This is a genomic window from Thioalkalivibrio sp. ALE17 (assembly GCF_000425605.1).
In the GTDB taxonomy this organism is placed as follows: Bacteria; Pseudomonadota; Gammaproteobacteria; order Ectothiorhodospirales; family Ectothiorhodospiraceae; genus Thioalkalivibrio.
Map to the genome: position 1 here is coordinate 223,369 of NZ_AUDT01000004.1, position 14,137 is coordinate 237,505.

Below are 14,137 nucleotides of genomic sequence, written 5' to 3' on the forward strand. Positions count from 1 at the left end.
CCGCGGGAGCGCCGATTCGAGCCTTGAGTGATGTCCCAGAACGACCCCTTGCCCCTGGGTCCGGTGATGCTCGACGTCACCGGAATCGAACTCACCCCGGAAGATCGCGAACGCCTGCGACATCCCGCCACCGGCGGGGTGATCCTGTTTGCCCGCAATGCCGGCACGCCGGCGCAGATCCAGGCGCTGGTCGCCGCGATCCGCGCCGAGCGCCCCGGCATCCTGATCGCCGTGGATCAGGAAGGCGGGCGCGTGCAGCGCCTGCGCGAGGGTTTCACTGCGATCCCGCCCATGCGCCAGCTGGGCCACGTCTACGACTACGACCGCAACAAGGCCTGTGAACTGGCGCATGCGACCGGCGAGCTGCTCGCGCGGGAACTGCGCGCACTGGATATCGATTTCAGTTTCACGCCCGTCCTCGACCGCGATCTGGAGATCAGTGACGTCATCGGCGACCGGGCGTTTCATTACGACCCGGACGTGATCGCACGCCTCGCCGGCGAACTGATCCGGGGCCTGGCTGCCGCCGGCATGGCCGCGGTCGGCAAGCACTTCCCGGGGCACGGTGCCGTGAAGGCGGATTCCCATGTCGCGCTGCCGGTGGATGATCGCCCCCTGTCCGAAATCGAGAATCAGGATCTCGAGGCCTTTCGGCCCGTGCTTGGAGATCTCGAGGGGATCATGCCGGCGCACGTCCTGTACCCTCAGGTCGACGGCTATCCCGCCGGATTCTCGCGTGTCTGGCTGCAGGACATCCTCCGCCGCGAACTGCGCTATCGCGGCGCCATCCTCAGCGATGACCTGGCGATGGCTGGCGCCGAGGGGATCGGCGACCCCGCGGAACGGGCGGCCGCCGCACGCGCCGCCGGCTGCGACATGGTGCTGATCTGCAACGAGCCGGAACAGGCCGACCGGATCCTGGAGGCCCAGGAGGATCAGCCCCTGTCCGCCGAGTCGGCGCGCCGCCTGGAACGCCTGCGCGCACGGCCCGTCGATGCCGATCCAAACCGCCTCTCGGCGCTTCGCGCGCAGCTCGATCGCTGGCTCCGCGCAAGCCAGCTCGCCACCGCCTGAACCGTGCCGGGCGGCGCATTGGCGCCCGCGCGTCGAGGCGCCTATAATGCGCCACCGGTCTGCGATTGAGCAGCTAGTAATATTCACACTCACCACTGAAGTTGGAGATCCAAAATGGCCGACAAGCTCCTGATCGTCATGGTCAACACCGACCCGAGCAACGCTTCCGAACTGGGTGCCCCGTTCTTCCAGGCCACTGTCGCCGCCGCGATGGAATACGACGTTGAAGTCGTGATGACCGGTCGTGCCGGCGAACTCGCCAAGAAGGGCGTGGCCGAAAACCTGTTCGTGCAGGAAGGCTCCAGCAAGAGCGTCTACGACTTCATGAAGGATGCCCACGAGGCCGGCGTCGTGATGAAGGTCTGCACCCCGACCCTGGATCTGTGGGGCAACGACCTGATCCCGGAAATCGAGGAAACCGTGGGCGGCGCCTACGTGATCTCCGAAGCGATGGACGACGACACGGTGACCTTCACCTACTAAGGTCCTCGACCTTCGTCTGCCAGCCGGCCGGCCCTTGTGCCGGCCGGTTGCGTTTCCGGGGTCCGGAATTTGCGAGCTTGCCTCGCTCCGGATGCTCGGACATGATTTCCCGCACCGACACCCCCAGGACATGCCATGAGCCCGGAACAGGCGCGAGCCACGCTGCGCGATGCCGACTGTCTCTTCAGTCGTGACGCCGTCGAGACCGCGATCGACCGTCTGGCCGAACGCACGGCGGTCGCGCTGAAGGACCGCAATCCGCTGGTGATGGGCGTGATGAACGGGGGTGTGGTGCTGATGGGCGGGCTGCTGACGCGCTGGTCGTTCCCGATGCAGGTCGACTACCTGCATGCCACGCGGTATCGCGGCGGCACCCGCGGCGGCGACCAGCTGCACTGGCTTGCGCGTCCCCAGGCGGCCCTGCAGGACCGTACCGTCGTGATCGTCGACGACATCCTCGACGGCGGCATTACGCTGGAAGGCATCAAGACCTTCTGCGAAGAGCAGGGCGCTCGGCAGGTCATCTCCATCGTCCTGGTCGACAAGCACAACCCCGACCGGGATCCGGCGATCACCGTCGACTACGCGGCCCTGGAGGCGCCCAACCGCTACCTGTTCGGGTACGGTATGGACTACCAGGACTACCTGCGCAACGCGCCCGGCATCTTCGCCGTGGCCGACCACTAGGGAAGCACTGATTAATGTCCGCACCCCGCATCGCCGTCATCGGCGGCACCGGTCTCACCCGACTGAAAGACCTGCAGATCACCCGACGCCAGGTGATGCACACGCCCTATGGGGAGCCCTCCGGCCCGCTGGTTTTTGGCCGGCTGAACGACATCGAGATCGTGTTCCTGCCGCGCCATGGGGCGCGCCACACCATCCCGCCACACCAGGTGAACTACCGGGCCAACATCTGGGCACTGCACAACGCCGGTATCGACAACGTGGTCGCCGTCGCCGCGGTCGGCGGGATCACCGAGGAGATGAAACCGGGGGTCGTCGCCATCCCGGACCAGATCATCGACTACACCTGGTCACGCGCGAACACGTTTTTCGAAGGCGGCGACCTGGAAGAGGTCACCCATATCGACATGACCTGGCCGTACAACGAGGCGGTTCGCCAGACCCTGATCCGGGCGATCGACGAGCTCGGGATCGAGGCGGTGGAGCACGGGACGTACGGCGCGACTCAGGGGCCACGCCTGGAGACGGCCGCGGAGATCGACCGACTGGAACGCGACGGCTGCGACCTGGTCGGCATGACCGGCATGCCCGAGGCGGCCCTGGCGCGCGAAGTGGGCCTCAACTATGCCTGCTGCGCCGTGATCGCCAACTGGGCCGCCGGCCGGGCCGAGGGCGAGATCACCATGGACGACATCGCGGCCAATCTGGATGTGGGCATGACGCGGGTGAAACAGATCCTGACCCACGTGATCAGCAGTCTTTCCTGAGAACCGCCGGAGCCCGGCCAAGGCCGGATTCGGGCCTGGACGGGCAAGAGAGGGGCAAGACCGGGGGAGATACCGGCGACTGACCTGAAACCCGCCAACCGTCGCTCACCTCCGATTTAACATAATATGTATTATGCGTCGTTATGGGTACAGCCGTACGGCACGAGACTCGCCCTCAATCCCTGGCGAAGTGCCCGCGTTGTCGTCGGATCACGCGTGCACGGCCTTCTCGATCCCCTCGGTCATCACCTCCACCAGAAAGTCGATCTGGTCTTCGGTGATGACATACGGCGGCATCAGGTAGCTCACGTTCCCCAGCGGTCGCAGCAAGGCACCGCGCGTCAGTCCGTGGCGATAGATGTGCAGGCCGCGGCGTTCCTGCCACGGGTATGGCGTACGGGTCGCTTTGTCCTGCACCAGTTCCACCGCCGCGATCATGCCGTGCTGGCGCACGTCGGCGACGTGCGGATGCGCCTTCAGAGGTTCCAGTCGTTTCGCGATATGTTTGGCAAGTTGACGGTTTTGCTCGATAACCGGATCGGCCTGGAAGATGTCGAGTGTCGCCAGTGCCGCCCTGCACGCCAGCGGATTCCCGGTGTAGGAATGCGAGTGCAGGAACATGTTGAGCTTTTCGTAATCGTCGTAGAACGCCTGGTAGATCGAGTCCGTGGTGAGCACCGCGGCCATGGGCAGATAGCCGGCGGTCAGCCCCTTCGACAGGCACAGGAAATCGGGCGTGATCGGCCCCTGTTCGCAGGCGAACAGCGTGCCGGTGCGGCCAAAGCCCACGGCAATCTCGTCGGCGATCAGGTGCACGCCGTGGCGGTCGCAGGCCGCGCGCAACAGGCGCAGATACTCCGGATCGTACATGCGCATATGGCCGGCGCATTGCACCAGCGGCTCGATGATGACCGCGGCCACCTCGTCGCCATGCGCCGCCAGGGCCTCCTCCATGTGAGCGAACTGCCGCCGGGCGACGTCGGCGCAGTTCTCGCCCGCCTCGCGCTCGAAGCAGTCGGGCGCCGGGACAGTGATTACGTCCAGCATCAGCGGTTCGTAGGTGGCGCTGTACAGCGGCACGTCGCTGACCGAAAGCGCCCCCAGTGTCTCGCCGTGGTAGCTGTTCGACAGCCGAATGAAGCGGGTCTTTTGCGGGCGATCGACGTTGCGCCAGTAGTGAAAACTCATCTTCAGGGCGACTTCCACCCCGGCACTGCCGTTGTCCGCCAGGAACACCCGCTCCAGCCCGTCGGGGGTGATGTCGATCAGGCGTTCGCACAGCTCCACGACCGGTTCGTGGGTGCAGCCCGCGAGGATCACATGCTCCAGCCGGTCCAGCTGATCCTTGACCGCATCGCCGATACGCGGATTGGCGTGGCCAAAGAGGTTGACCCACCAGGAGCTGATCGCGTCCAGGTAGCGGTTGCCGTCGAAATCGTAGAGCCAGACACCCTCCCCGCGCTGGATCGGGAGCAGCGGGAGGGTGCCCTCCTCGCCGTAATCCTTCATCTGGGTGCAGGGATGCCAGAGGGCGCGCAGGTCGCGTTGCTTCAGGGTGTTGTTGTCCATGGAGCGTATTGTGCCAAAGCCGCTCGCATAGAAGGCGGTTACTGACCGGATTCGGCCTTCATCGCGGCCCGTTCGTCCTCGAAGAAGAAGCGCTCCTCGCCAAAGGCCGGCTCCAGCTGATCCAGCCAGGTGGCCTGGTCGTCATAACGCGCGAAGAAGGGCCGCTGTACCCAGTCGGGATTGCGCGCCTGAATAAACCGCAGCACGAATACCTTCTCGCCCTGGATCTCCGCCACGCCCTGGATCTCGACCTTGCCGGGTTCTGCGCTCATCGAGGGGCCCCGGGCGGTGCGACCCAGTCCGGAAACCTGCTGCATGGCCTCGCGATAGATCTCCCAGGCCCGGGCCAGTGGCACCTCGAAATAGCGGCGGGCGCCGGTGTCGCGCTCAACGAACATGTAGTACGGGATGATCCCCAGGCGGACCTGTTCGCGCCACAGATCCGCCCATGCGGATGCATCATCGTTGATGTGCCGCAGCAACGGGCCCTGGGCACGGATCTCGGCACCGGTATCCCGGACGCGGCGGATCGCCTCGCGCGCGATCGGGGTACGCAGCTCGTGGGGATGGTTGTAATGCGCCATCAGCGCCACGTGCTTCCCCGCCTCCGCGAGTCGCTCCAGGAGATGCAGGAGCTCGTCCGCGTCACTGTCCGTGACGAAGCGATAGGGCCAGAACGTCAGAGCCTTGGTGCCGATGCGAATGGTCTGGACATGGGCCAGATCCGACTCCAGCAATCCTTCCAGGTAGGCCTTCAGGTGCTTGGTTTTCATCACCAGCGGGTCGCCGCCCGTCATCAGCAGGTCGCTGATCTCCGTGTGGCTGCGCAGGTAGTCGTGCAGCAATCCGGCATCGGTACTGGCGATCCGCAGTTCCTTGTCTCCGACAAACTGGGCCCAGCGAAAGCAGAAGGTACAATAGCTGTGGCAGGTCTGCCCCTGTCCGGGGAAGAACAGGACCGTCTCGCGGTACTTGTGCTGCAGCCCGTTGATCACTTCGCCCGCCTCCTCGCTTGGGCGATTGAGCTCCATCTGCCCGGCGGGATGCGGGTTCAACGCCTGGCGCAACTCGCGTGCCAGCGCCTGGATCTCGTCACGCCCCGCCCCCCTTCGGTGCAGCTGTGCCATGCGCTCGAAGGCCTCGGGAGCGAGCATGTCCCGTTGCGGAAAGGTCAGCTGGAACATGGGATCGTCGGGGACGCGGTCCCAGTCGATCAGCTCCTCGATCACGTACTCGTTGACCCGGAACGGCAGCACGCTGGCGACCACGCGCATTTCGAACCGCATGGCCTCCGGCAGCGCCGCGACCGCCGGAATACGGTCAAGCGAACGGTCATTGAAGACCCGGAATTCGCGCGGCTCGACCGCCCCGAGCTCGGGGTCCTGATAGAACTGGACAACGGAATTCATCCGTCCCTCCTGTACTGGCAAGGTGCAAAACGGCGCAGCGCCTGCGGGAGGCCGGAAGGCGCGGTGGACGAGGCCATGCGGCCGCTGCGAGGGCCCGTTCACCAAACCCGATGACATGGATTGAGGCGCAGACCCGGGGTATTCAGGGAGCCCGCAAATTAACAACTTGCCCGGGGAATCACAACAAGCGCCTGACACGCGGCACCGGTCACGGCGGCTCTGGCGCGCGCTCGGTGTTCTACGGGCCGCCCGACTGGGTTACCCTTCGGGCCCGGCCCAGGAGGATCGCATGCACCCGGAATTTCCGCAGGAAGGGATTATCCATCTCAACCATGCCGCCGTCGGCCCATGGCCGCGACGCACCGAGGAGGCGGTCTGCCAGTTCGCCCATACGAACGTCGTCCATGGTTCGCGCGACTACCTCCAGTGGCTGCGGCATGTCGATGCAACCCGGGCGCTCGCCCGCACGCTGATCGGCGCCCCGTCGGCCGAGGATATCGCCTTCGTCAAGAACACCTCGGAGGCGCTGTCGATGGTGGCCTTCGGCCTCGACTGGTGCCCGGGCGACAACGTCGTGTTCCCGGCCCACGAGTTTCCGTCCAACCGCGTGGTCTGGCTGGCCGCGGCCGAGCGCTTCGGCATCGAGGCCCGCGAGGTGCCGGTTGGTCCGGAGCCGGAACGCGATCTTCTGGCCGCCTGCGACGGGCATACGCGCCTGGTCGCCACCAGCGCGGTACGCTACGACTCCGGGATGCGCATCGACATCCAGGCGCTGGGCGCTGAACTGCGCGCGCGCAGCATCCTGTTCTGCGTCGACGCGATCCAGCACCTGGGCGCCCTGCCCTTTGATGCGCCCGGTTGTCATGCCGATTTCGTGATGGCGGATGCGCACAAGTGGATGCTGGCGCCGGAGGGGATCGGGGTGTTCTACGTGAACCCGGAGGCGCGCGAGCAGCTGACGCTGCAGGAATACGGCTGGAACATGCTGGCGCATGCCGGTGACTTCTCCAACCCCGGCATCGAACCAGCCACCAGCGCCCGGCGGTTTGAGCCGGGCAGCCCGAATATGCTGGGGATTCACGCCCTGCACGCCAGCCTGTCGCTGCTGCTGGAGACCGGGCTCGAGACCATCGACCACGAAATCCGCGAGCACTGGCTGCACCTGGAGGACGGGTTGCGCAGCCAGGGATGCCGCATCCTGACACCGCGCGGCCGGCGCGCCGGCATCCTCACCTTCCGGCCACCGGTGGACGATCTGGATGCGCTGTACGCCCGGCTTCAGGAGTACGGGGTGCTGTGTGCCCTGCGCGGCGGCGGGATCCGCTTTGCACCCCACTTCTATCTGACGCGGGAGCAGATCGACCGCGCGCTGGAGTGCCTGGCCGAGGCGATCCGCGAGAACGCGGCTGCAGGCGTACGCTGAGGGTGGCGGATGCGGGTCGACAAGGGGACCCGGACGCGGCGAGCTGCGGCGGGTGACGGGCTCGAACGGCAAGCCCGCCCGAACACCCTGGCCTTTGCCCGGCGGCTAGAACGTGTGGGTCTTGCGGTCCGAGTTCAGCATACCGCCCAGGTGCTCCTCGATGCGGCGATGAGTCACGCCCTTGTCGGACTTGTTGAACTGAACGCCGATGCCGCGCAGGCGGTTACCCTGCGCCCGTGGCGGGGTGATCCAGACCACCGTGCACGGCGTCGGCAGGCGGTCCGAATCCTCCAGCAGTGACAGCAGCAGGAAGACTTGATCCCCGAGCTTGTAGGCCTTGTCGGTCGGGATGAACAGCCCGCCGTTGGTCACGAACGGCATGTACGCCGCATACAGCGCGGGTTTTTCCTTGATTGCCAAGGTGAGCATGCCCTGCCCGGCCATAGACCCTCCCGTGTGACCTGATTACGTGCTGGGCCGAGGAGTATCGCCCATCGATGCGATCGCGCGCCACCCCGTGGCCGCTCGCGGCGTGAGTTGTGCCGCTACTTCGCCTGGAAATTCAGGGCGATATCCTCCATGCGCAGCTGCGGGTTCAGCTGACGGCTCGCCTGGCGTTGCCAGACCAGCGCCCGCGCGGACAGCTCGGCCAGGCGTCGCGCGCCGGCACGCCGGGCAAAGCCCTCCAGAAGATCGCGCGGGAATTGCCGGCCAAAGGCATCCGGCTCGCCGTTGACCGCCAGACGCTGGGCCGACACCAGCAGGGCCTGGATCCGCGGAATCAGGGATTCCGGCAGGCTGCGCTGCAGGGTAGCCGCCATTGCGTGCACGCTGGCGCCACGCAACAACGCGGTCAGGGCCTCGCGGTCCTGTTCCCAGCGACCCATGCGTTCGGGGTCGGTCAGGATCTCGCGGGCGGCCAGCGGTCGCCCGAGGCTGGCTGCATAGGCCTCGTCCACCGCTGCCGGATTATCCGAGAACCCGCGCAGCCAGGCCGTCGCGTCCGCCGGGGCCGGATTGGCGATCTCGATGGTCTGACAGCGGCTGCGGATCGTCGCCGGCAGACGCGCGGGCTGCGCCGCCTCGAGGATCAGCATCGCCCCGGTCGGCGGTTCTTCCAGGGTCTTGAGCAAGGCATTTGCGGCATTCGCGTTCAGGGCGTCGGCCGGGCGGATGATCACGGAGCGCAAATCCCCCGACCCGGACAGCGACAGGAAGTCGATCGCCTCGCGGGCCGCGGCGATCAGGATCTCCTTCCCGGCCTCCTCCGGTTCCAGGGCCATCACCTCCGGGTGCACACCGGTACTGAAGCTGCGGCAGGCGTTACACTCGCCGCAGGCCGCTTCCTCGCCGCTGGCGCGCTGGCACAACAGTGCCTGAACCAGCGCGGTGGTCAGCAGGGCCTTGCCCACCCCGGTCGCGCCGTGGATCAGCAGACCGGTGGGCAGGCGGCCGTCACGTCCGCGCCGGACCAGTCCGCTCCACGGCGCCTGCAGCCAGGGCGGAAGCGCCTCCCGGGTGTCGGTTCCCTCCATCCTTCAGCCGCCCCCCAGCGCGTGCAGCGGCAGGCGCTCCCGCACGCCCGCCAGGATCCGCTCGGCCACGGTGTCCGGATCCGCCGCTCCATCCACCACCAGGTATCGGTCGGGGGCCTTTGCCGCGCGCTGGCGATACGCCTCGCGCGCGCGCTCGAAGAAGTCCAGCGCCTCTCGCTCGATCCGGTCACGGCGCCCCCGCTGCACCGCCCGTTCCAGTCCGGTCTCGGGGGCAATATCCAGCAGGATCACCAGATCCGGCCGCAGCTCGCCCTGCAACCAGTCTTCCAGACGGGCCACTCGGTGGTCGCCCAGGCCCCTCCCCGCGCCCTGGTAAGCGAAGGAGGCGTCGGTAAAGCGGTCGCTGAGCACCCAGTCGCCCGCGTCCAGGGCTGGCCGGATGATCTCGGCCAGATGCTGGGCCCGCGCCGCGAACATCAGCAACAATTCCGCCTCCGGGCACATCCCGGGCAGATCCGGATCCAGCAGCAACCCGCGCAGGCGCTCGCCCAGCGCGGTTCCGCCCGGCTCGCGCGTGACGCGCAGGCTGTGGCCGGCGGCGCGCAATCGAGCCTCCAGCCGCTCGATCTGGGTGGTCTTGCCCGAGCCCTCGATACCCTCAAGCACCAGAAAACGACCAGGATGGGGTGAGCGATCCATGCGCAGGGGCTCCCGTTAGCGGTTGCGGATGCCGTAGCGGCTGCCGTCCCCGCCCAGCTGGTAGCGGATCACGGCCTCGCGGTGTTCGCGATAGGTCTGGGAGAAATGATGGCTGCCATCGCCGCGCGAGACAAAGAACAGGTCGTCGGTATCCGCCGGCCGCGCGGCGGCCTCCAGGGCGGCCCGGCCCGGCAGCGCGATGGGCGTCGGGGGCAACCCGGCCCGCGTGTAGGTGTTGTAGGGGTGGTCACGATCCAGCTCGGCACGCGTCAGCCGCTGCACGCCCGGTTCCTGCACGTACAGCAGGGTCGGGTCGGTCTGCAACCGCATGCCGCGCTTCAGCCGATTCACGAATACGCCCGCTACCCGTTCCCGCTCGTCCCCACGCCCGGTCTCGCGCTCGATGATCGAGGCCAGGATCAGCAGCTCATAGGGGGAATCCACCGGGTGGTCCTCGATACGGCCTTCCCAGGCCCGCTCCAGGTGCAGGCGCATGGCCTGATGGGCGCGCTCCAGCACCGTCAGGGCCTCGGTGCCGGAGCCGAAGAAATAGGTATCCGGAAGAAACCAGCCTTCCGGATGATCCAGGTCCGACAAGCCCAGGGTCTCGAGGAGATTGTGAACCCCGACCGACTCCGGCGGACCGACCAGCTCCGGATGTTCGCGCAGCGCGCTCAGTGCCTGGCGGATGGTCCAGCCCTCGGGAAAGGTCAGGCGATGCTGGACGACCTCGCCCCGGGCCATCGCGTGCAGCAGATCGCGCGGCGTCATCCCCGGGGTCACTGCGTACTCGCCGGCCTGTAGCCGCGGCGCAAGCCCCTGGCGCCGCCCGTAGACCTCCGCCACCCAGGCGGACTCGATCCAGCCGCGCTCAGCAAACGAGCGGCTGACCGAGCGCAGCCCCTGACCGGATGCAAGCTGGTAGCGTTCCGAGGCGTCCAGCGCCAGGGGCGTGTCCAGTTGTGCCCGGTAGTGTTCGCCCAACCACCAGGCGGTGCCCAGGGCAAGCACGACCACCAGGGCCAGGACGGCGAGACTAATGCGCTTCATGCAACGCGATTCCCATGCGGTAGAGCGGATCATCCTGCCACGCGCGCCCCGGATTGTCCGCTTCAGCCAGCACCGCCGGGGTCATCCCGAGACGTGCATTGGTTATGTAGATACCGTCGGCCTGCCTGATCCGTGCGGTCTCCGGATACTCCTCGACCACGGAGAATCCAAACCCTGCCGCATGATCGAGGATCCAGGCCCGCCGGGTCCCGGCAATCCCGGCCTGGTCGAGCGGGGGCGTCAGCAGGCGCTGCCCCTCGCGCACCCAGAGATTGCCCTGGGTGGCGCTGATCACCCGCCCCAGTGCATCGCAAACGATCGCTTCCTCCCAGCCAGTTTCCCAGTGGCTGCGTACCATCACCTGTTCCAGGCGGCTGGTGTGCTTGAGCCCCGCGAGCGCCGGGTTCACCCCAACGGGGACGGCCGACCAGCCCAGAACCAGGGGGCTCCGGTCGCCGGGTGGCGTGGCGTCCAGCGCGGGCCCGGCACTGACGATCCGCGTGGGTGCCGGACGGGCGGGTGGCGCGTACCCTCGGGGCCCTCCGCCACGCGTAATCGTCACCCGCACCAGGCATTCGGGCCCGTGCGCCACCCGTGCCACTTCCTCGAGAATCTGCCCTTCCTCGGGCTCCGGGAAGCCCAGCTGGCGCAGGCCCCGCCACAGCCGATCCCGGTGGTACGCCCACAATTGCGGCTGGCTCGAACGCACGCGCAGGGTCTCGAACAGCCCATCCCCGAGCAGCAGCCCGCGATCACCCACCGAGACGTTCTCGTCCGGTTCCCCGTTCACCAGGATCACGAAAGCGCCTCGTTGTGCACGCCCAGCGCCTCCAGAAGACCCCGTGCCTTGTGCCGGGTCTCCTCCAGCTCGCGCTCCGGGTCCGAGTCAGCCACGATGCCGGCACCGGCGCGGAAGCGCAGCTCGTTCCCGTGCGCAACGAGCGTACGGATCAGGATATTGGTATCCATGCGCCCATGCCGGCTCACGTAGCCACAGGCGCCGGTATAGGCGCCACGCGGCGCGTACTGCTCCAGTTCCTGGATGATCTGCATGCTGCGAATCTTCGGGCACCCGGTGATGGTGCCGCCGGGGAAGACCGCCCGCAGGACATCAGCGGCCGTGGTCCCGGGGCGCAGGCGCCCGACGATGCTCGAGACAATGTGGTGCACCCGGCGATAGCTCTCGATGGTCATCAGCTCCGCGACCCGCACGCTGCCAATCTCGGCCACCCGCCCGACATCGTTGCGTTCCAGGTCCACCAGCATCACATGCTCGGCCCGCTCTTTAAGATTAAAGCTCAACTCACTGAAAAGAAGCCGATCCTTGTCGGCGTCCGCATCCCGTCTGCGGGTTCCCGCGATCGGCCGGGTCTCGATTTCGCCCCGCTCCACCGACACCAGGCGTTCCGGCGAGGAGCTGATCACGTGGGCCCCCGGCAACTGCAGCCAGGCGGCAAACGGGGCCGCATTCGCCTGACGCAGGCGCATATACAGCACCGCCGGATCCAGCGGTGCGGCCGCCGTGGCCTGCCATTCCCGCGACAGATTGACCTGGAAGGTATCGCCGGCCCGAATGTACTCGAGGCCGCGAAGTACCGCCTCGCGGTACCGGGCCGGATCCTCCTCCTGCAAAGAAAGATCGGGCAACGGGCTGCACGCCGCGTCCGCATCCTCCCGCACCGCCTCCAGGTCCCGCTCGACCAGCGCCCGGCGCTCGGCATCGTCCGTTTCGTCCACGAACAATGTCCGGCCCGCGTGGTGATCACGGATCAGGGCCGCGGGAAAATAGGTCAGTAGCGCATCCGGCAGCCAGGGATCGGACCGGCATTCACCCAGCGCCGGCTCCAGGCCCCAGGACAGCTCGTATCCCGCGTAGAGAAACCACCCTCCGAGGAATGGGAGATGGGCATGGGGCGTGTCGTCCGGGGCCAGCTCCGGTACCCCGGACAGGTCCTGGTCCAGCGCCTGCAGGAAATCCTCGCCCGCCGCGGTCGAAAGGGTTCGACCGGGAAAGGCAAACAGGATGGAGAAGCGTGCCGGGGCCTGCCCGATGAGGGCCGACTCCAGCAGATGCGGGTAGCGTTCGGGGAATCGCCGCGCCAGGGCCGCGAAATCGACCCCGGCGGCCAGTGGATGGACCGCCATGGCGGCGCCGCAGCGTCAGATGCTGCGGAACACCAGCGTGCCGTTGGTGCCGCCGAACCCGAAGGAGTTGGACAGGCCGACCTTGGTGTTCATCTCGCGCGCTTCGTTGGCCACATAGTCCAGATCGCAGCCTTCGCTCGGGTTTTCCAGGTTGATGGTCGGCGGCGACACCTGATCGCGCAGGGCCAGCGCCGTGAAAACGCCCTCGATCCCGCCGGCGGCCCCCAGCAGGTGGCCGGTCATCGACTTGGTGGAGTTCACCAGAAGCTTGTAGGCATGGTCGCCGAAGGCCTTCTTCAGCCCCTGGGTCTCCGCCAGGTCGCCCGCCGGCGTCGAGGTCCCGTGCGCATTGATATACCCGACCTCTTCCGGATTCACGCCGGCATCCTTGAGCGCCCGGTGCATGCACTTGGCGGCGCCGGAGCCATCCTGGATGGGCTGCGTCATGTGGTGGGCATCCGCGTTCCAGGCGAACCCCGCGACCTCGCAGTAGATGTTCGCCCCGCGAGCCTTCGCATGCTCGTACTCTTCCAGCATCATCACGCCAGCGCCATCGCTAAGCACGAAGCCGTCACGATCCTGGTCCCAGGGGCGGGACGCGCGTTCCGGATCGTCGTTGCGGGTGGACAGCGCGCGAGCCGCGGCAAAGCCGCCGATGCCCAGCGGCGTGGTCGCCATCTCGGCCCCGCCGGCCACCATCGCATCGGCGTCGCCGTAGGCGATCATGCGCGCCGCGTCGCCGATGTTGTGGGTGCCGGTGGCACAGGCCGAGACGATGGAGATGTTCGGGCCCTGCAGGTTGCGCATGATGGACAGATTGCCAGCCACCATGTTGATGATCGCACTGGGCACGAAGAATGGCGAGATCTTGCGCGCCCCGCCCTTCAGGTATGCCCCGTAGGAACGTTCGATATACGGCAGACCGCCGATGCCGGAGCCGATCGCGACCCCGATGCGTTCGGCGTTCTCCTCGGTCACCTCCAGTCCGGAGTCGTCCAGGGCCTGAAGCCCCGCGGCCAGCCCGTAGAGGACGAAGGTGTCCATCTTTTTCTGATCTTTCGTCGGGACGTAATCATTGGCCTCGAAATCCCGAACGGCGCCGGAGATCTTCACCGGCATGTCCGAGGCATCGAAGACATCGATGGGGGAAATGCCGCTCTTGCCGGCCTTGATGTTGCTCCAGGCCTTGTCGATAGTGGATCCGACCGGGGACACGATCCCCAGTCCGGTAATCACGACACGTCGCTTAGCCAATGATGTTCTCCTCGAAAGACTGAAATACGCGTTCAGCGAAACGACGAAGGGCCGCCCTGCGCGCAGGAAGGCCCGTTCGCG

General features: G+C 67.0%; 14 protein-coding genes. 5 read left to right on the forward strand and 9 right to left on the reverse strand.

The window, feature by feature from the left end:
* Window positions 1–30 precede the first annotated feature (30 nt).
* The 4 genes from nagZ (at window position 31) to H609_RS0105800 (ending at window position 3,011) form a co-directional block, all read left to right on the forward strand.
* On the forward strand, window positions 31–1,074 hold the full coding sequence (gene nagZ / locus H609_RS0105785) for a beta-N-acetylhexosaminidase (protein WP_028484522.1): 1,044 nt from the start codon (window positions 31–33) through the stop codon (window positions 1,072–1,074).
* Window positions 1,075–1,188: 114 nt separating this feature from the next.
* The gene (locus tag H609_RS0105790; RefSeq protein WP_018866315.1) at window positions 1,189–1,557 is read left to right on the forward strand and encodes a DsrE family protein; all 369 of its coding nucleotides are present in this window, start codon (window positions 1,189–1,191) and stop codon (window positions 1,555–1,557) included.
* Between the two features lie 135 nt (window positions 1,558–1,692).
* On the forward strand, window positions 1,693–2,244 hold the full coding sequence (locus tag H609_RS0105795; RefSeq protein ID WP_018866316.1) for a hypoxanthine-guanine phosphoribosyltransferase: 552 nt from the start codon (window positions 1,693–1,695) through the stop codon (window positions 2,242–2,244).
* A 14-nt stretch (window positions 2,245–2,258) separates the two neighbouring features.
* Entirely contained in the window at window positions 2,259–3,011 is a 753-nt protein-coding gene (locus tag H609_RS0105800) for an S-methyl-5'-thioinosine phosphorylase (RefSeq protein WP_018866317.1), read from the forward strand.
* A gap of 210 nt (window positions 3,012–3,221) precedes the next feature.
* Here H609_RS0105800 and H609_RS0105805 read toward each other — a convergent pair whose 3' ends face one another.
* Together H609_RS0105805 and H609_RS0105810 are read right to left on the reverse strand one after the other, a co-directional pair.
* Window positions 3,222–4,580, reverse strand: a complete 1,359-nt coding sequence (locus H609_RS0105805; protein ID WP_028484523.1) for an adenosylmethionine--8-amino-7-oxononanoate transaminase — start codon at window positions 4,578–4,580, stop codon at window positions 3,222–3,224.
* 38 nt (window positions 4,581–4,618) lie between these two features.
* A complete protein-coding gene (locus H609_RS0105810) occupies window positions 4,619–5,989 on the reverse strand; it encodes a KamA family radical SAM protein (RefSeq protein ID WP_018880634.1) in 1,371 nt (456 codons plus the stop codon).
* Between the two features lie 289 nt (window positions 5,990–6,278).
* Here H609_RS0105810 and H609_RS0105815 point away from each other — a divergent pair, with 289 nt between their 5' ends.
* A complete protein-coding gene (locus H609_RS0105815) occupies window positions 6,279–7,412 on the forward strand; it encodes an aminotransferase class V-fold PLP-dependent enzyme (RefSeq protein WP_028484524.1) in 1,134 nt (377 codons plus the stop codon).
* A 105-nt stretch (window positions 7,413–7,517) separates the two neighbouring features.
* On the opposite strand, the gene H609_RS0105820 is transcribed toward H609_RS0105815, so the two are convergent.
* The 7 genes from H609_RS0105820 to fabF form a co-directional block, all read right to left on the reverse strand.
* On the reverse strand, window positions 7,518–7,856 hold the full coding sequence (locus H609_RS0105820) for a PilZ domain-containing protein (protein WP_017941553.1): 339 nt from the start codon (window positions 7,854–7,856) through the stop codon (window positions 7,518–7,520).
* 101 nt (window positions 7,857–7,957) lie between these two features.
* A complete protein-coding gene (locus H609_RS0105825) occupies window positions 7,958–8,947 on the reverse strand; it encodes a hypothetical protein (RefSeq protein ID WP_018877400.1) in 990 nt (329 codons plus the stop codon).
* Between the two features lie 3 nt (window positions 8,948–8,950).
* On the reverse strand, window positions 8,951–9,607 hold the full coding sequence (tmk, locus tag H609_RS0105830; protein WP_018879112.1) for a dTMP kinase: 657 nt from the start codon (window positions 9,605–9,607) through the stop codon (window positions 8,951–8,953).
* Window positions 9,608–9,622: 15 nt separating this feature from the next.
* On the reverse strand, window positions 9,623–10,657 hold the full coding sequence (mltG, locus tag H609_RS0105835) for an endolytic transglycosylase MltG (protein WP_028484525.1): 1,035 nt from the start codon (window positions 10,655–10,657) through the stop codon (window positions 9,623–9,625).
* Window positions 10,644–11,456 (reverse strand): aminodeoxychorismate lyase, encoded by an 813-nt coding sequence (gene pabC / locus H609_RS0105840; protein ID WP_028484526.1) that lies wholly within the window; start codon window positions 11,454–11,456, stop codon window positions 10,644–10,646. Before pabC ends, mltG begins: the two co-directional genes overlap by 14 nt.
* On the reverse strand, window positions 11,453–12,802 hold the full coding sequence (locus H609_RS0105845) for an aminodeoxychorismate synthase component I (protein ID WP_028484527.1): 1,350 nt from the start codon (window positions 12,800–12,802) through the stop codon (window positions 11,453–11,455). Before H609_RS0105845 ends, pabC begins: the two co-directional genes overlap by 4 nt.
* A 15-nt stretch (window positions 12,803–12,817) precedes the next feature.
* Window positions 12,818–14,038, reverse strand: coding sequence for a beta-ketoacyl-ACP synthase II (fabF, locus tag H609_RS0105850; protein WP_018866326.1), 1,221 nt, complete (start codon window positions 14,036–14,038; stop codon window positions 12,818–12,820).
* Window positions 14,039–14,137: the final 99 nt, after the last annotated feature.